The organism is Nocardiopsis sp. Huas11 (assembly GCF_003634495.1).
In the GTDB taxonomy this organism is placed as follows: Bacteria; Actinomycetota; Actinomycetes; order Streptosporangiales; family Streptosporangiaceae; genus Nocardiopsis.
The window spans coordinates 5235577-5252250 of the sequence record NZ_RBKY01000001.1; the positions used below are offsets into that span (position 1 = coordinate 5235577).

The window sequence follows — 16674 nt, forward strand, 5'->3', positions numbered from 1 at the left end:
AGAAATCCCAGGTATTGCGCTGGTAACGACATCGACCCCGTACCCCGCCCGCCCTCTGGCTCCCCACTGCCCGGGGCACCCGGTTCCGGAAGGTTATTGACACGTTTCAATCCGAGTGTGAGCATGAACCGACGTTCTGAGGGCCGTGTCAGTAGCATTCGAGCGCGTCGCCCGACCGTTCGAGCACCCGTGGAGATCCCTTGAGCCCCAGCCCGCGCGCCACCCGTCGTACGGTGGGCATCACCGAGGTCGCCCGCCGTGCCGGGGTCTCCCCCGGCACGGTGTCCAACGTCCTCAACCGGCCCGAGCGCGTCGCCGCGACGACCCGGCGCAAGGTCGAGGCGGCCATCGCCGAGCTCGACTACGTGCGCAACTCCTCGGGCAGCAGTCTGCGCTCGGGCCGCAGCGGCTCCGTGGGCCTGCTGGTCCTGGACGTCACCAACCCCTTCTTCACCGAGGTCGCCCGCGGCGTCGAGCAGGAGGCGGCCGAGGCCGGACTGGCCGTGGTCCTGCTCAACTCCGCGGAGCAGCAGGACCGCCAGCGCCGCAACCTGCGCCTGCTCGCCGAACAGCGCGCGGCGGGCGCCGTCGTCATGCCCGTCGACGACGACCTGTCCGACCTGATCTGGCTGGCCAGGCAGGGCACCGCCTGGGTGGCCCTGGACCGGGGCGACGTGTCGGAGGAGGTCGGCTGCAGCGTCAGCGTGGACAACCACGCGGGCGGGCTCGCCGCCGGACGCCACCTCATCGGGTTGGGACACGAGCGGATCACCTTCCTGACCGGCCCGTTCGCGATCGAGCAGGTACGGCGCCGCCACGAAGGGCTGCGGGAGGCGTGCGTGGAGTCGCACCTGGACCCCGACGAGGCCGTCCGCGTGATCGAGCAGCCCCAGCTCAACGCCGAGCACGGGGAGCGCGCCGTCGACGCGGTCCTGGCCGGCGGCCCCCGGCGGCGCCCCCAGGCCGTCTTCTGCGCCAACGACCAGCTGGCACTGGGCCTGATGAAGGGCCTGGGCCGGCGCGGGATCCACGTGCCCGAGGACATCTCCGTCATCGGCTACGACAACGTCGACTTCGCCGACCTCGTCCACCCCGGACTGACCTCGGTCGCCCAGCCCAAGTTCGACCTGGGCCGTGCGGCGATGCGCCTGCTCGTCTCGGAGCTCAACGACCCCGACCACCGGCACGAACGCACGTGGTTCACGCCCGAGCTCGTGGTCCGGGGGTCCACGGCCGCGCGCCGTACCTGACCCCCCCGACAAGGAGCGCCCAGCATGACCGCCGCATCCGACACCGACAGCACGCCCCTCGCCCACCGCACCGGACCCACCGTGGGCCTGGTGGCGGGCGGCCTGGGCACGTACTGGCCGCAGTTCCCGGACCTGCTCCCCCAGTTGCGGCGCTCCGCCGAGCGCGTGGCCGAGCGGATGCGCGGTTTCGACGCCCGTGTCGTGGACGTCGGGTTCGTCAGCGACGCCGAGGAGGGGGCGACCGCCGCCGACCGGCTGCGCTCCGCCGACTGCGACCTCATCGTGTGCTTCCTGACGACGTACATGACCTCGTCCATGGTCGCGCCGATCGCCCGGCGCAGCCAGGCGCCCGTCCTGTTCGTCAACCTGCAGCCGACCGCCTCGATGGACCACGAGTCCTTCGACACCGGCCAGTGGCTGGCCTACTGCGGCGCCTGCCCCCTGCCGGAGATGGCCAACCTGTTCGAGCGCCTGGGCGTGGAGTTCCGCTCGGTGTCGGGCTACCTGGAGGACGAGCGGGCCTGGGAACGCATCGGCCGCTGGATCCGCGCCGCCGGGGTGCGGGCGACCATGGAGCGCGCCCGGCACGGGCTCATGGGCCACGTCTACCCCGGGATGATGGACGTGGCCACCGACCCCACGCTCATCACCCGCAACCTCGGCGGGCACGTGGAGGTCCTGGAGTTCGACGACCTGCGCGAGCGCGTGCCCGACGCCGGGGAGGCCGCGGTGGCGGCCAAGCTGGACGAGGCGCGCGAGGTGTTCGAGGTGACCGACTCCGTGGTGGCCGAGGACTTTCGCTGGGGCGCCCAGGTCGCCGTGGGGCTCGACCGCCTCGTGGCCGACTTCGCCCTGGACAGCCTGTCGTACTACCACCGGGGCCTGTCCGGCGAGCTGCACGAGCGCCTCGGCGCCGGGATGATCCTGGGCGCCTCCCTGCTGACCGCCCGGGGCGTGCCGGCCGTGGGCGAGTTCGAACTGCGCACGTGCATGGCGATGCTCATGATGGACCGGCTGGGCGGCGGCGGATCGTTCACCGAGCTCCAGGCCCTGGACTTCACCCGCGGCCACGTGGAGATGGGCCACGACGGCCCCGCGCACCTGGCGATCAGCGCGCGCCGCCCGCTGCTGCGCGGCCTGGGCGTCTTCCACGGCAAGCGCGGCTACGGCGTCTCGGTGGAGTTCGACGTCAAGCCCGGCCCGGTGACCCTGTTCGGAGTGATCCAGCGCCGGGACGGGTCGTTCGCGCTGCTGACCGCGCAGGGCCGCACGGGCGAGGGCCCGCTGCTGCGGATCGGCAACACGACCTCGCGCGTGGACTTCGACTGCGACCCCGGGGAGTGGGTGGACGCCTGGAGCGCCACCGGTATCGCCCACCACTGGGCACTGGGCACCGGCCACCGCGCGGCCGACGTGCGCGCCGTGGCCGACCTCATGGGGCTGGAGTACGTCCACCTCACGGTGTGACCGCCGGCGGCGGCCCCCGGTGCCCGAGGCGGGCGCCGGGGGCCGCCGCCGTGCACGGGCGGGTCAGGCGTCGGGGCCGGCCCGCCGGCTGAGGCGCTCGTGGCGCTGGCGGGCGGCCTGGGCGGTACCCAGACCGAGACCGAAGGCGATCTCCTGCCAGGTCATCCCGCGGCCCTTGGCCATCTCCAGGACGCCGAGTTCCATCTGGTCGAACTCGGCCCGCGCGGTCGGCAGCAGGGAGAGCGCGGCGGTGAGGTCCTCGCGGTCGACGGCGGGCTCGCCGTCCTGGGGCGGAGCGCTGCCCGCCGCCGCGTCGCTCACCCGGCGCACGGCGTCGAAGGGCGCCATGGGCCTGCGGTACTCGTCCCAGCGGAGGCGGTCCTCTCCGACGGCGTGGCGTTCGGTGATGCGCGCCAGCGCTTCGTGGCTCCGGCGGCGGCGCTCACGGTCGGGGTCGGGCGGGGTGAAGGCGTCACGGTGTTCGCTCATGCCTCCATGGTGGTTTGTGAATGACCCGTTGTCAACTCATTGTTTTAAACGGTTCGTTCATGCCTGTGAAGTCGGTGGCCCACCAGAACCGTTCGGCCGCGCGAGCACTCTCACCAGGCGCTGTCACTCGATTCCGGACCGCCGTTCCGGGATCCGGACCGGACGGAGCGCAGTGCACACCCCCGAATCGGACTCCCCCTCCCCTCGCCCGCTTCCTGAGGGGTTCGCCCCGCTCGAACCGGCCGACCCGGCCGCCATCGGCCCGTTCGCCCTCGTCGGCAGGGTGGGCGCGGGAGGCATGGGAACCGTCTACGGCGCGCTGGACCGCGAGGGCCGGCACGTCGCCCTCAAGGTCGTCCATCCGCGCCACGCCGCCGACCCGGTCTTTCGCGAGCAGTTCGTCCGCGAGGCCGCGCTGCTGGCGCGGGTCGACGCCGAGTGCGCCCCGGCCTTCCTCGGCGCGGACCCGCACGCCGAGCAGCCGTGGATGGCGACCGAGTTCGTGGCGGGCCGCACCTTGAGCGGGCACGTGCGCGAACTCGGCACGCTCGGCGGCGACCGGCTGCTGTCGTTCGCCGCCGGTACCGCCGAGGCGCTGTCGGCCGTCCACGCCACCGGGATCGTCCACCGCGACGTCAAGCCCGCCAACGTCATCCTCGCCCTGGCGGGCCCCCGGCTGCTGGACTTCGGGATCGCCCGCGACACCCGTGACGAGACCGCCGAGGCCGGGGTGTTCGGCACCCCGGGGTGGATCGCCCCCGAACGCCTGGAGGGGGTGGCCGCCGACCCGCGCTCGGACGTGTTCGCCTGGGGCGGCCTGGTCGTGTACGCGGCCACCGGACACGGGCCGTTCGGCCGGGGCGACACCGCCACCCTGCTGGCGCGCACGCGCGAGGCCGAACCCGACCTCGACGGAGTGCCCGAGGAACTGCGGTCGCTGGTCGCCCGGGCGCTGGAGCGGGACCCGCGGGGGCGGCCCTCCGCAGCCGAGGCCTTCGCCGAGGTGCTGGCCCTGGCCGGGGCGGCGGCGCCGGGCCAGGAGGCCGCCCGCGACCGGCTGCGCGCGCTGCTCTCGTCCGCCTGGACCGGGTTCGAGGCCGTGCGCGGCGCCGGCCCCTGGGTGGCGGCGGCCGGCTCCGTGGCCCTGCTGTCGGGGTCCTCGGCCGCCGTGGCGGGAGGCGGCGCGTTCACGGGTGCGGCGTCCGGAGCGGCCTCGGGCGCCGCGTCGGGGGCCGCCTCGGGCGCGGCGTCAGGCGCGGCGTCGGGTGCCGCGTCGGCCGTCGGAGCGGGGACCGTCGCGGGCATGAGCAAGGCCACGGCCGCCCTGGTGGCGGTCGCGAGCGTCACCGCCGTCGCGTCGGGCGGATGGACCGCCGGACAGCTGTACAACGGCGAGCCGGTCTGGCCGTTCGGCGGCCAGGAGAGCGTCGCGGAGCGGTCGGTGGAGCCGGAGCGGATCGAGTACCGCGGCATGTCGATCGCCCTGCCCGAGGGATGGACGGCGGAGTTCGTCGAGGAGGAGTTCGGGGTCTTCTCCGACCCCGGGCCCTACACCACCGAGGAGTGGCTGGTCCTGTACCCGGGCGGACAGGAGGCCTGCGAGGGGGTCGAGTGGAGCTACACCGAGGGGGCCACGGGGTGCCGGCACGTCAAGGTGCTCGGTCCGGCGGGCATCGACTACGGCGGCGAGGGCTACGCCTCCATGCGGGAGAGCGGGGTCGCGGGCGGCCAGTACTCGTTCAACCCGAGCGGTGACCCCCGGCCCTGCCCCGAGGGGGTGCCCGTCCACCCCGAGGACCGCGCGCGGATCGGCCAGTGGGAGCGCGAGGACCGCGACGCGGGCGGTGAGACGGCCGCGTACGCGGAGGGCCGCGCGGTCTGCGTCGCCCCCGCCGACGCCGCCTCGTCCGACCTCGCCTACCACGACCAGCGCCTGTGGCTGCTGGACGACCGCGAGACCCTGGTCGTGGACGACTACGGGATCGAGGAGTTCGACGCGGTCCTGGCCGACGCCCGGTGGTCCGAGGCCGAGGAGGAGGACACCCAGACGGTGGAGTACCGCGGCATGGCACTGGAGCTCCCCGCGGAGTGGGAGGTCCTCCGGGAGGAGCGCACCTTCTTCACGAACGACGGCATCGAGCTGATGGACGATGAGTGGATCAGGGTCGGTACCGACCCTGACAGCTCCTGCACGTTCGATGACTGGCTCGACTGCCCGTACGTGGAGATCGCCGGTCCCGGCGCCATCAGCGCAGACGAGCTCACCGAGGACGCGCCGTACTACCCCGCCGGCGGGGCGGTGTTGTGCTCGCCCGCCATGGGAGCCACCGCGACGCCGCCGCGGGAGGAGCAGACCCTGGCCCCGATCGGCGAGCGGATGGCCTACTACCGGGTGTGGAGCATGCCCTGCATGACGAGCATCGAGCCCAACACCCCGCTGAACTACTACGAGCAGCGGTACTGGCTGCTCCCGGAGTCGCAGATCCTGGTCGTGGACGACTACCGCACCGAGGGACTGGCCGAGATCCTGGCCGACGCCGACCTGCCCGAGTGAGCCCCCGGCCGGGGCGCCCCGGGCGGTCGGCGCTCAGGTGGCCGCCGGAGCGGCCGGAGCCGCCGTGCTGCGCCGCACGATCAGGTCGGTGGCCAGGTCCAGGCGCAGGTTGGCCGGACGCTCCCCCCGGGCGAGGGAGAGCGCCATCCGGGTGGCCTCCTCGGCCATCTCGGTGAGCGGCTGGCGCACGGTGGTCAGCGGCGGCCCCACCCAGCGGGCGACGGGCAGGTCGTCGTAGCCGACGACGCTGAGGTCCTCGGGGATGCGCACGCCGAGCTCGCGGGCGGCCTCGTACAGGCCCATGGCCTGTAGGTCGCTGCCGGCGAAGATCGCGGTGGGCGGGTCCTCCAGCAGGAGCAGCTCGCGCCCGCGGTCACGGCCGCTCTCCACGTGGAAGTCGCCGTAGCGGATCAGCGCGGGGTCCACCTCGATCCCGGCGGCGTCCAGGGCGGAGGTGTAGCCGTCGATGCGGGCCTTGCTGCACAGCACGGGCCGCGGACCGCCGATCACCCCGATGCGCCGGTGGCCGAGGTCGATGAGGTGGCGGGTGGCGGCCAGGCCGCCGTTCCAGTTGGCCGAGCCCACCGCCGGCATGTCGGGACCGGGGTCGCCGGCGGGGTCCACGACCACGAAGGGGATGTCGCGGGCGGCCAGGCGGGCACGCTGCTCGGGCGCCAGGTCGGAGAAGACCAGGATCGCGGCGGTCGACTGGCGTGCCAGCACGGCGTCGACCCAGGCCTCGCGCGGCGTCTGCTCGCCGCCCGACTCGGTGAGCACCACGCTCAGCCCCTCGGCGCGCGCGACGTTCTCCACGCCGCGGATGACCTCGATCGCCCACGCGCTGTCGAGTTCGTGGAAGACCAGGTCGATCATCGAGGACCGGCCGCCGCCGGGGCCGCGTCGGCGCCGGTAGCCGTGCCGGCGGATCAGCTCCTCCACGCGCGCCCGGGTCTGGCTGGCCACGTCGGCGCGGCCGTTGAGCACTTTGGACACGGTCGGCACCGAAACACCGGCGGCTTCCGCAATTTTCGAGATGGTGACCGGCTCCGAGAGCGTCGATCCTTCGGGGCCGGGGGTCGGGTCTGCACTCACGTCGCCTGATACTACGCGCTCTGGAGCGGTCCGGCACAAGGCATCGCAACGAAACCGCTATTGACGCCTCTCGTTGCGTCAGCGTAAATTCGGGCCACGCAGATATCGAAATACCATCCGATAGTTTCGGAAGAGGTTCGCCCATGACCACCCCCCGAGTCGTCGCAGCAGGCGCATCCGTTCTGGCCCTCCTCACCGCCACCGCGTGCGGTGGCGGTGGCGGCGCCGCCGCGGACGGCGACATGCACGTGTGGATGTACCAGGACACACTGGTCGTCGTGCAGGACGCGGCCGTCGAACGCTTCAACGAGGAGTCCGAGGTCCAGGCCGTCATCGACGAGGTCCCCGGCGACAACTACGAGGAGCGGCTGCGCACGGCCATGGGCTCCAGCGAGCAGCCCGACGTCTTCTTCAACTGGGGCGCCGGCAGCATCCAGCCCTACGTCGACCAGGACATGCTGATGCCGCTGGACGACCTGCTGGCCGAGGACCCCGAGCTCGCCGACGCCTTCATCCCCTCCGTCCTGGAGGCCGGCAAGGTCGACGACGTGCAGTACGGCATCCCCATGCGCGGCACCCAGCCGGTGATCCTCTTCTACAACGAGGCCGTGTTCGAGGACGTCGGCGTCGAGCCGCCGCAGACCTGGGAGGACATCCTGGACCTGGTGGACGCCTTCGACGAGGCCGGCGTGACGCCCTTCGCCCTGGCCGGGGCCGACCCCTGGACCGAGCAGATGTGGCTGCAGTACCTCGTGGACCGCATCGGCGGACCGGAGGTCTTCCAGCGCATCCACGACGGCGACATGGAGGGCTGGCGCGACCCGGCCGTCCTGGAGGCCGCCGAGACCGTGCAGGACCTGGTCGACCGCGGTGCGTTCGGAGAATCCTACGCCTCGGTCAGCTACACCGAGGGCGGCGCCTCCACGCTCCTGTCCGAGGGACGGGCCGCCATGCACCTGATGGGCTCGTGGGAGTACTCCACGCACCTGGACCAGGACCGCCCCTTCGCCGAGGAGGACCTCGGCTACACCGTCTTCCCGCCCGTGCCGGGCGGTGAGGGCGACCCGGCCAACGTGGTGGGCAACCCCACCAACTTCTTCTCCATCTCCGCCGACACCGACTTCGCCGAGCCGGCCCAGGAGTTCCTGGGCTACACCTCCCAGGAGGAGTACGTGGCCGACATGGTCGCCAACGGCGAAGTCCCGACCACGACCAACGCCGAGGAGGCCGTCGCCGACAGCCCCAACCCCGACTTCGCCGTCTTCCAGTACGAGATGGTGCGCGACGCGCCGCACTTCCAGCTCTCCTGGGACCAGGCCCTGCCCCCCGAGACCGCCACGCCGATGGTCACCGAGATCGAGTCGCTGTTCAACGGCCAGAGCACGCCCGAGCAGTTCGTCGACGCCCTGGCGGCCCTGTGACCGGCTCCGTGACCGGGAGCGACACGAGTGAGACCTCGATGAGAACCCTTTCCCAGAACCGCCCCGCCCGGACCGGCTCCGCGCCGACCGCGCCCACCCCCTCCCCCCGAGGGGCGCGCTCGATGCGCCACGTGGGCCGCCCGGGCGGGGCCTGGGCCCTGCCGGCCCTGCTGTACTTCGGTCTGTTCGCCGCGCTGCCGATGGTGCTGGTGGCCTACCTGTCCCTGACCCAGTGGGGCGGGCTGGGCTCACCGCGCTTCGTCGGCCTGGAGAACTGGTCGCGGCTGGTCGATGACCCGGTCATGCGCCGCGCGGTGTGGCTCAGCCTGGTCCTCACCGTGCTGAACTGGATCGTCCAGACCCCCATCGCCCTGCTGCTGGGGGTCTGGGCGGCCGGCCCGCAGCGCAACCGCGCCATCCTCTCCGCGGTCTTCTTCCTGCCCCTGCTGCTGTCCTCGGCCGCCATCGCCATCATCTGGCGGGCCCTGCTCGACCCGAACTTCGGACCGCTGGCCTGGGTCGGCCCCCGGCTCGGCCTGGGGTCGGTGGACGTGCTGGGCGGGTCCACGAGCGCGTTCGCGACGATCGTGTTCGTCACCGCCTGGCAGTTCATCCCGCTGCACATGCTGCTCTACCAGGGCGGCGCCCGCCAGATCCCGGCCTCCCTGTACGAGGCGGCCCGGATCGACGGGGCGGGCACGCTGCGCTCGTTCTGGCACATCACGCTCCCGCAGCTGCGGCACACCATCACGACGTCGTCGGTGCTGATGGTGGTGGGCTCGCTGACCTACTTCGACACCGTGCTGATCCTCACCGGAGGCGGCCCGGGCACCGACACCACCATCGTGCCGTTCCTGATGTACCGCGCGGGCTTCCGCAGCTGGGAGCTGGGCTACGCCAGCGCGATCGCCTTCACCCTCGTGGTCGTGGCGACCGTCATCGCCCTGCTGCTGGTCCGCTTCACCGGCTTCGGCAAGATGCGCAGCACCCGGGAGGGCATTTGACTACTCCCCACTCCGAAGGGAAAGGGCCTGTGCAAGCGTCCCCTCCCGCCATGAGTCGTGCGGGGATTCCTGGCTCAGGCCGCCCGAACGCCCTGCGAACGTTCGGGTCTGACGCCCTCGACACCAGCCGGGCCCAGACCTGCCCGGACGAGCACCACACGGGCGGAGTTCTTGTCCCGGGGACGGGACGCTCCGCAGGCAGTGCATGTGTAGGTACGTTCGGACAGAGGCAGGCGGTGTTTGGCTCTCGCACCGCAGTCGCCGCAGTCCATGGTCGTGTAGGCCGGGTGCACCAGGTGCAGGTCCCGGCCGTGCTTGCGGCCCATCTCGACCAAAGCCTGCTTGGCTTGGCCTATCGCCGCGTCGGCGGCCTTACGCGCCATGGTGCTCTTGGCGAGGAACTTGGGCTTGAAGTCCTCCATCGCGATGACATCGTGATCACGGACAACCCTTTTCGCCCACTTGCGGGCTGTGTCCTGGCGTTGCCGAGCCACCTTCTTGTGTGTTCTGGCGACCAGCCGTTGGGCCTCGCGGTACCCCGTGGATGCTCTGCGACCACGGGCGGGCTTGCGGCGGGCCATCATCCGCTGGTAGCGGGCCAGGCGTCGGGCGGCGGTCCTACCGTGCCCGGCATGTGGCAGGTCGTGGTCGTCGCTGGTGGTGGTCGCGGTTTCGGCCACACCCCAGTCGATCCCGATCACCCGGCCGGTCCGCGGAAGCGGTTCGGTTCGGACCGGGACCACGAACGAGCAGTACCAGTGGCCCAGGCTGTCCCGATACACGCGCGCGCTCGACGGTTCAGCGGGCAGCTCTCGCGACCACACCACCGTGGCGACCGTGCCTCCGGCCAGCTGCAACCGGCCGGCTTTGAGGCGGAACCCGCGCCGGGTGTAGTTCAGCGTCGGTGCCGACACGTCCTTCTTCTTGAACCGGGGCATCCCCGACCGCTGCTTGACGGGCAGGCGGTTCTTGATGCCCTCGAGTGCTGTGGACCGGGCGGCGGCGAAGTCGCGGATGGTCTGCTGCTGAGGGACCGACGCACCCCTGCGCAGCCACTTTCTGGTCGACCGCCATCCGGTCAGCATCTTGTCCAGCATCGCGGGGCCGCACTTCTGCCCGCTTTTGTAGGCGGCGCGGGATTGGGCGACGCACTGGTTCCACACCCACCGGTTCCGGCCCCACTCCCGAAGGAGGGTCTGGCGGGCGGTGGACGACACGCGCAGCCGGAAGGTGTACCGGGCCATGGCGGCTACCGGATCCGTCTGCGGCGGTGGCGTCATGAACGGCAACTTAGAGGCAAGGTACGACAGTTGAGAGTCCCCCATTCGCACCGGACGGCTCGACCCGGTCATGCGCCGATGGCACGTCGTTCGGTTGGCGCTTCGACTTCTCCCGGCTTTCTCCTCAGAAACCCGATTCCCCCCCAGTCTGAAAGCCGGGGCGTCTCCGGAGGAAACCGATGACCACCACGACCACCCGGCCCCCGGCGGCCGGGACCCGAACGCGGCGCCCCGCCGGAAACCGCCGGCGGCCCAACCTCCTCGCGGGGGCGGGATCGCTGGTGTGGCTGGCCATCGTGGGCGTACCGCTGTACGCCCTGATCGTGGCCACCTTCCAGCGCAGCGAGAACTACACGGCGGAGGGGCCGCTGGCGCCGCCGAGCGAGCCGACGCTGCGCAACTACGTCGCCGCGATCGAGAACGGGCTCCTGGGCTTCGTGCTCAACACCGCGATCGTGACCCTGGCCGTGGTGGTGATCGTCGTCGCGCTCTCGGCCACCGCCGGGTACGCCGTGGTGCGCTCGCGCACCCGGTGGACCACCGGGGTCTTCCGCGCCTTCCTGCTGGGGCTGGCGATCCCCTCCCAGGCCGTCATCATCCCCGTGTACCTGATCATCGTGGAGATGGGCCTGTACGACTCGCTCACCGCGATCGTGCTGCCCACCGCGGCGTTCGCGCTGCCGGTCTGCATGCTCATCCTCGTGGGGTCCATGCGCGACATCTCCGAGGAGCTGTACGAGGCCATGGCCCTGGACGGGGCCGGATCGGTGCGCACCTTCCTCCAGCTGGTGGTGCCGCTGTCCCGGCCGGGGCTGAGCACCGTGGCGGTCTACTCCGCCCTGCAGGCCTGGAACGGGTTCCTCTTCCCCCTCATCCTCACCCAGTCGCACGACAAGCGGCTCATCACGATGGGGCTCTTCGAGTTCCAGGGCGAGTACCGGGTCGACGTGCCCGGCCTGCTCACCGCCGTGGTGCTGTCCACCGTTCCGCTCTTCATCGTCTACCTGGTGGCACGCCGTTCGCTGGTGGCCGGACTGATGGGGGTCGGCGGCAAGTGAACCCCCCGGCGGCCGCCCCCGGCCCCGAGCACCCCCGAGGCTCCGCGACCCGGAGCACCCTGACAGAGAGAGAGCTGATGACGCGCGCTTCCGACTCCACGGCCCTCGACGTGTGGCGCGACCCCGCGCTGCCGACCGACGACCGCGTCGACCACCTGCTGGGCCGGATGACCCTGGAGGAGAAGGCCGCGCAGCTGCGCGGCCTGTGGGTGGGCGCCGACGACAGCGACACCGGGGTCGCGCCCCACCAGCACGACATGGAGGAGCCGCCCGCGTGGCGGGAGGCGATCGCCGACGGACTCGGTCAGCTCACCCGGCCCTTCGGGACCGCTCCGGTGGACCCGGCCGTGGGGGCGCGCTCCCTGGCGCGGTCCCAGCGCGAGGTCGCCGCGGCCAACCGGTTCGGGATCCCCGCCCAGGTGCACGAGGAGTGCCTGGCCGGGTTCACCACCTGGAAGGCGACGGTCTACCCGGTGCCGCCCGCCTGGGGCGCGGCCTTCGACCCGGACCTGGTGGAGCGCATGGCGGCCCAGATCGGCACCGGGATGCGCCGGGTGGGGGTCCACCAAGGGCTCGCTCCAGTGCTGGACGTGGCCCGCGACCTGCGGTGGGGGCGCATCGAGGAGACCATCGGCGAGGACCCCTACCTGGTCGGCACGATCGCCGGCGCCTACGTGCGAGGGCTGGAGTCGAGCGGGGTCGTGGCCACGCTCAAGCACTTCGTGGGGTACTCCGCCTCGCGCGCCGGCCGCAACCTCGCTCCCGCCCCGGTCGGCCCGCGCGAGGTGGCCGACGTGCTGCTGCCGCCGTTCGAGATGGCGCTGCGCCACGGGGGCGCCCGGTCGGTCATGCACTCCTACACCGACAACGACGGCCTGCCCGCGGCCTCCGACCCGGGGCTGCTGACCGGGCTGCTGCGCGGCACCTGGGGTTTCGAGGGCACGGTGGTGGCCGACTACTTCGGCGTCACCTTCCTGCGCACCCTGCACCGGGTGGCCGGCTCCGACGGCGAGGCGGCCGCGCTGGCCCTGGCCGCCGGGGTGGACGTGGAGCTGCCGACCCTGCGCTGCTACGCGGACCCGCTGGTGGAGGCGGTGCGCTCGGGCGAGGTCCCCGAGTCGCTGGTGGACCGGGCGGCCCGCCGGGTGCTGCGGCAAAAGTGCGAGCTGGGCCTGTTGGATCCCGACTGGGACCCCGAGGCGGGCGGCGCCGGGGCGGCGGCCGAGGGCGGGGTGGACCTGGATCCGGCGCCGCAGCGCGACCTGGCCCGGCGCCTGGCGGAGGAGTCGGTCGTGCTGCTGGCCAACGACGGCGTGCTGCCGCTGTCGACCGGGGGCACGATCGCGGTCGTGGGGCCCAACGCCGACACCGCCGAGGCCATGCTGGGCTGCTATTCCTTCCCCAGCCATGTGGGGGTCGCCCATCCCGGGCTGCCGCTGGGAGTGGAGATCCCCACGGTGCTGGAGTCGCTGCGCGCCGAGCTGCCCGAGACCGACATCGTGTACGCGCGCGGATGCGGTGTGGATGACGGCGACACCTCCGGGATCACCGAGGCGGTGGCGATCGCGCGCGGGGCGCGGGTGTGCGTGGTGGCGCTCGGCGACCGGGCCGGGCTGTTCGGCCGCGGGACCTCGGGTGAGGGGTGCGACGCGGCCGATCTGCGCCTGCCCGGGGCGCAACGCGACCTGGTGGCGGCCGTGGCGGCGACGGGCACCCCCGTGGTGCTCGTGCAGCTGGGCGGGCGCCCCTACGCCCTGGACGGGCTGAGCGACCGGGTGGCCGCGATCGTGCAGGCCTTCTTCCCGGGGGAGGAAGGCGGCCCCGCGGTGGCCGGTGTGCTCTCCGGACGCGTCAACCCCAGCGGCCGGATGCCGTTCGGTCTGCCGCGCGATCCCGGCGGCCAGCCCTCGACCTACCTGGGCCCGCCCCTGGCCGGGCCCAGCGAGGTGAGCTCGGTGGATCCCACCCCGCTCTTCGCCTTCGGCCATGGGATGTCCTACACCGACTTCTCGTGGTCGCGGCCGGAGGTGGACGGGGCCGTGCAGGGTCCGGACGATCCGGCCCGTGAGGTGGCCACCGACGGGGAGATCCGCGTGGCGTGCACGGTGCGCAACGACGGCCCGGTCGCGGGCACCGAGGTGGTGCAGCTGTACCTGAGCGACCCGGTGGCGTCGGTGACCCGGCCGGTCCGGCGGCTCATCGGCTACGCGCGGGTCGACCTGGAACCGGGCGACGAGCGTAGGGTGGAGTTCACGGTCCACGCGGACCTGGCCGCCTACACCGGGCCCGACCTGCGCCGGATCGTGGATCCGGGCGACCTGGAGCTGCGCCTGGCCGCGTCCTCGGCCGATCCGGGGCTGCTGGTGCGGATCACGCTGCGCGGGCCGGTCCGGCAGGTCGGGCACACCCGCCGCCTCCTCACGCAGAGCAGGGTGGTGCGCCCCGACGGTCACAGGTCCTGACGCCGCCCTGGCGTGACCACCGCCGTGTCGCACCTCGGCCCCGCGGACGCTCAGGAGTACGTCCACTCTTCCGATCGCCTGACTGCTTGAACCCGCCCCGGGGCGCCGCTAGCGTGTGCGGCATCCAGCGGTGGGGGATACGGCGGGCGAGTCGATTCCGCGATGGATCGAAGGGGCGTATGAACGATCAGAACATTGACCCGAGTGCGGTGGCCGAGTCCGAACTGGAGACGCGGCGGGGGGCGTTCCGGGTGGTGGCCTTCCGCGACCCCGGGGACGGCAACGAGCACCTGGCCCTCGTGCTCGGCCGCCTCGGGGACGGGGAGGACGTCCTGGTCCGCGTCCACTCCGAGTGTGTGACCGGGGACGCCCTGGGCGCGCTGCGCTGCGAGTGCGGCGACCAGCTCGACACCGCCCTGGACCGGATCGCCAGTGAGGGCCGGGGCGTGCTGGTGTACCTGCGCGGGCACGAGGGGCGCGGCATCGGCCTGCTGGCCAAGGTCCGCACCCTCGCCCTCCAGGACCGGGAGGGCCTGGACACGGTCGACTCTGCCACGGCGCTGGGCCTGCCCGTGGACACGCGCGACTACGGCCCGGCCGCGCGCGTGCTGCGCCATCTGCGGGTGCGCTCGGTCCGGCTGCTGACGAACAACCCCGACAAGGGGCGCGCCCTGGAGGAGCACGGCCTCAAGGTGGCCTGCCGGGTCCCTCTGCTGGCGCCCGCACGCGCGCAGAACCTGCCCTACCTGACGGCCAAGCGCGACCGGTTGGGCCACGACCTGCCCCACCTGGAACCGCCCCTGGACGGATCCGACCCGGCGCTGGGGTGATCGGCCGTGCGCGCTCTGAGCGTCGCCGCCGGCGTCCCGCCGGAGCCGGGGGTCGCGGCGGTCGCGGGGATGGGCCCGGTGGGCTGGGCGGTGGGCGCCCTCTACCTCGTGGCCGGCACCGCCGCGCTGCGATGGGCGATGCGCCGGGCCGGCCGTCGCGCCCTGGGCCCGGCCGACCACGTGACCCTGGTGCGGGCGGTCCTCATCTGCGGGGTGACCGCGCTGGTCGCCGACGGCGGCCACACCTGGTCCATCGTGGTGCTGGCCGTCCCGGCCCTGCTCCTGGACCTGGTGGACGGGTTCGTGGCACGCCGCACCGGCACCGAGTCGGACTTCGGCGCGCGCTTCGACATGGAGGCCGACGCCCTGCTCATCCTCGTCCTGAGTGTGCACGCTGTGCAGTTCCTGGGGCCGTGGGTGCTGGCCATCGGTGCGATGCGCTATGTGTTCGGCGCCGCCGCGTGGGCGGCGCCCTGGCTGTCCCGCCCGCTGCCGCCCAGTCCCGCGCGCAAGCTGGTCGCCGCCCTGCAGGGGACGGCCCTGGTCGTGGCGGCCCCGGGGCTGCTGCCTTCCTGGGCCGCCACCACGGTGGTGGCCGCCGCCCTGGCGGCCCTGGTGTGGTCCTTCGGCCGTGACGTCCGCCGGCTGTGGCGCTCGCGTGAGTGCCGCGGGTCCCTGGCCGCGCGTCGCCGGTGAACCGGTCGGTTCCGACCACGGGGTGGTGGCCGCGCGCGAGGAGGATGTGTCCGCTGTGAGCAATGAGCACGAGGAGAGACATGGGCGAACAGGCACGGGCGTTCTGGGTACGCGCTCCGGGTGTGGGGGAGATCCGTACCGCCGAGCTGCCCGAACCCGGACGCGGCGAGGTGCGGGTGCGGGCCCTGTACTCCGGGGTGAGCCGGGGCACCGAGACGCTGGTCTTCCAGGGGCGTGTGCCCGAGCGCCTGCACCGCGTGATGCGCGCCCCCTTCCAGGAGGGCTACTTCCCGGGCCCCGTCAAGTACGGCTACCTGAACGTCGGTGTGGTCGAGGAGGGCCCGGAGGACGCGGTGGGTCGCACCGTGTTCACCCTGTACCCGCACCAGACGCGGTTCGTGCTGCCGGCCGGCGCGCTGCGGTTCGTGCCCGAGGGGGTGCCGCCCGCGCGGGCGATCCTGGCGGGCACGGTGGAGACCGCCGTCAACGCCCTGTGGGACGCCGCGCCGCGGCTCGGCGACCGGGTCACCGTCATCGGCGCGGGGATGGTGGGCTGCTGCGTGGCCCGGCTGCTGGCCCGCGTGCCGGGCACACGGGTCGAGCTGATCGACGTCGACCCGGCCCGTGCCCGCGTCGCCGAACGGCTCGGCGTGGGCTTCGCCGCGCCCGAGGAGGCCGCCGACGACCGCGACCTGGTCTTCCACACCAGCGCCACCGAGGAGGGGCTGGCCCTCGCGCTGCGGGTGGCCGCCACCGACGGCGAGGTGGTCGAGCTGAGCTGGTACGGCGACCGGCCGGTGAGCGTGCCGCTGGGCGAGGACTTCCACTCCCGCCGCATCACCCTGCGCTCCAGCCAGGTCGGCGGTGTCGCCGCCGCCCGCCGGGGCCGGCGCGGCTACGGCGAGCGGCTGGACCTGGCCCTGGAACTGCTCGCCGACCCCGCCTTCGACGCGCTGCTCACCGGGGAGAGCTCCTTCGACGACCTGCCCGCGGTCCTGCCCCGGCTCGCCGACGGGTCACTGCCCGCCCTGTGCCACCGCATCGTCTATCCGTGACCGCATCCGACCCCGC

Annotated in this window: 13 protein-coding genes; 10 read left to right on the forward strand and 3 right to left on the reverse strand. The window is 73.0% G+C overall.

Features of this window, described 5'->3' with window-relative positions; all coding sequences use genetic code 11:
- Positions 1–200: 200 nt before the first annotated feature.
- Together DFP74_RS23680 and DFP74_RS23685 are read left to right on the forward strand one after the other, a co-directional pair.
- A complete protein-coding gene (locus DFP74_RS23680; protein WP_121184867.1) occupies positions 201–1250 on the forward strand; it encodes a LacI family DNA-binding transcriptional regulator in 1050 nt (349 codons plus the stop codon).
- Between the two features lie 24 nt (positions 1251–1274).
- Entirely contained in the window at positions 1275–2717 is a 1443-nt protein-coding gene (locus DFP74_RS23685) for an L-fucose/L-arabinose isomerase family protein (RefSeq protein WP_121184869.1), read from the forward strand.
- Positions 2718–2780: 63 nt separating this feature from the next.
- Here the strand turns inward: DFP74_RS23685 and DFP74_RS23690 are convergent, their stop codons facing one another.
- Positions 2781–3206, reverse strand: a complete 426-nt coding sequence (locus tag DFP74_RS23690) for a DNA-binding protein (protein WP_121188468.1) — start codon at positions 3204–3206, stop codon at positions 2781–2783.
- Between the two features lie 172 nt (positions 3207–3378).
- Here DFP74_RS23690 and DFP74_RS23695 point away from each other — a divergent pair, with 172 nt between their 5' ends.
- Positions 3379–5760, forward strand: coding sequence for a serine/threonine-protein kinase (locus DFP74_RS23695; RefSeq protein ID WP_158613043.1), 2382 nt, complete (start codon positions 3379–3381; stop codon positions 5758–5760).
- Between the two features lie 33 nt (positions 5761–5793).
- Here the strand turns inward: DFP74_RS23695 and DFP74_RS23700 are convergent, their stop codons facing one another.
- Positions 5794–6795, reverse strand: a complete 1002-nt coding sequence (locus tag DFP74_RS23700; protein WP_121188469.1) for a LacI family DNA-binding transcriptional regulator — start codon at positions 6793–6795, stop codon at positions 5794–5796.
- A gap of 200 nt (positions 6796–6995) precedes the next feature.
- On the opposite strand from DFP74_RS23700, the gene DFP74_RS23705 reads away from it, so the two are divergent.
- Both DFP74_RS23705 and DFP74_RS23710 read left to right on the forward strand, forming a co-directional pair.
- A complete protein-coding gene (locus DFP74_RS23705) occupies positions 6996–8273 on the forward strand; it encodes an ABC transporter substrate-binding protein (RefSeq protein WP_121184873.1) in 1278 nt (425 codons plus the stop codon).
- A gap of 8 nt (positions 8274–8281) precedes the next feature.
- Positions 8282–9277, forward strand: coding sequence for a carbohydrate ABC transporter permease (locus tag DFP74_RS23710; protein WP_121188470.1), 996 nt, complete (start codon positions 8282–8284; stop codon positions 9275–9277).
- Positions 9278–9351: 74 nt separating this feature from the next.
- Here DFP74_RS23710 and DFP74_RS23715 read toward each other — a convergent pair whose 3' ends face one another.
- On the reverse strand, positions 9352–10557 hold the full coding sequence (locus tag DFP74_RS23715; protein WP_121188471.1) for an RNA-guided endonuclease TnpB family protein: 1206 nt from the start codon (positions 10555–10557) through the stop codon (positions 9352–9354).
- Positions 10558–10736: 179 nt separating this feature from the next.
- Between DFP74_RS23715 and DFP74_RS23720 the strand changes: the two genes are divergently transcribed.
- From DFP74_RS23720 to DFP74_RS23740, 5 genes are all read left to right on the forward strand, one after another.
- Complete coding sequence (locus DFP74_RS23720) at positions 10737–11615, forward strand: carbohydrate ABC transporter permease (protein WP_121184875.1); 879 nt, start codon at positions 10737–10739, stop codon at positions 11613–11615.
- A gap of 77 nt (positions 11616–11692) precedes the next feature.
- The gene (locus DFP74_RS23725) at positions 11693–14077 is read left to right on the forward strand and encodes a glycoside hydrolase family 3 N-terminal domain-containing protein (protein ID WP_121184877.1); all 2385 of its coding nucleotides are present in this window, start codon (positions 11693–11695) and stop codon (positions 14075–14077) included.
- Positions 14078–14256: 179 nt separating this feature from the next.
- Positions 14257–14907, forward strand: a complete 651-nt coding sequence (gene ribA, locus DFP74_RS23730; protein ID WP_121184879.1) for a GTP cyclohydrolase II — start codon at positions 14257–14259, stop codon at positions 14905–14907.
- 6 nt (positions 14908–14913) lie between these two features.
- Entirely contained in the window at positions 14914–15603 is a 690-nt protein-coding gene (locus DFP74_RS23735; RefSeq protein WP_370013424.1) for a CDP-alcohol phosphatidyltransferase family protein, read from the forward strand.
- Between the two features lie 80 nt (positions 15604–15683).
- The gene (locus DFP74_RS23740) at positions 15684–16658 is read left to right on the forward strand and encodes a zinc-binding alcohol dehydrogenase (RefSeq protein ID WP_121184881.1); all 975 of its coding nucleotides are present in this window, start codon (positions 15684–15686) and stop codon (positions 16656–16658) included.
- Positions 16659–16674 lie beyond the last annotated feature (16 nt).

Excerpts from the sequence above, each read along its gene's own strand:
- DFP74_RS23685 (WP_121184869.1), top strand. The coding sequence starts at position 1,275 with ATGACCGCCGCATCCGACACCGACAGCACGCCCCTCGCCCACCGCACC.
- DFP74_RS23690 (WP_121188468.1), bottom strand. The coding sequence starts at position 3,206 with ATGAGCGAACACCGTGACGCCTTCACCCCGCCCGACCCCGACCGTGAG.
- DFP74_RS23705 (WP_121184873.1), top strand. The coding sequence starts at position 6,996 with ATGACCACCCCCCGAGTCGTCGCAGCAGGCGCATCCGTTCTGGCCCTC.
- DFP74_RS23715 (WP_121188471.1), bottom strand. The coding sequence starts at position 10,557 with ATGACGCCACCGCCGCAGACGGATCCGGTAGCCGCCATGGCCCGGTAC.
- DFP74_RS23720 (WP_121184875.1), top strand. The coding sequence starts at position 10,737 with ATGACCACCACGACCACCCGGCCCCCGGCGGCCGGGACCCGAACGCGG.
- DFP74_RS23725 (WP_121184877.1), top strand. The coding sequence starts at position 11,693 with ATGACGCGCGCTTCCGACTCCACGGCCCTCGACGTGTGGCGCGACCCC.
- ribA (WP_121184879.1), top strand. The coding sequence starts at position 14,257 with ATGAACGATCAGAACATTGACCCGAGTGCGGTGGCCGAGTCCGAACTG.
- DFP74_RS23740 (WP_121184881.1), top strand. The coding sequence starts at position 15,684 with ATGGGCGAACAGGCACGGGCGTTCTGGGTACGCGCTCCGGGTGTGGGG.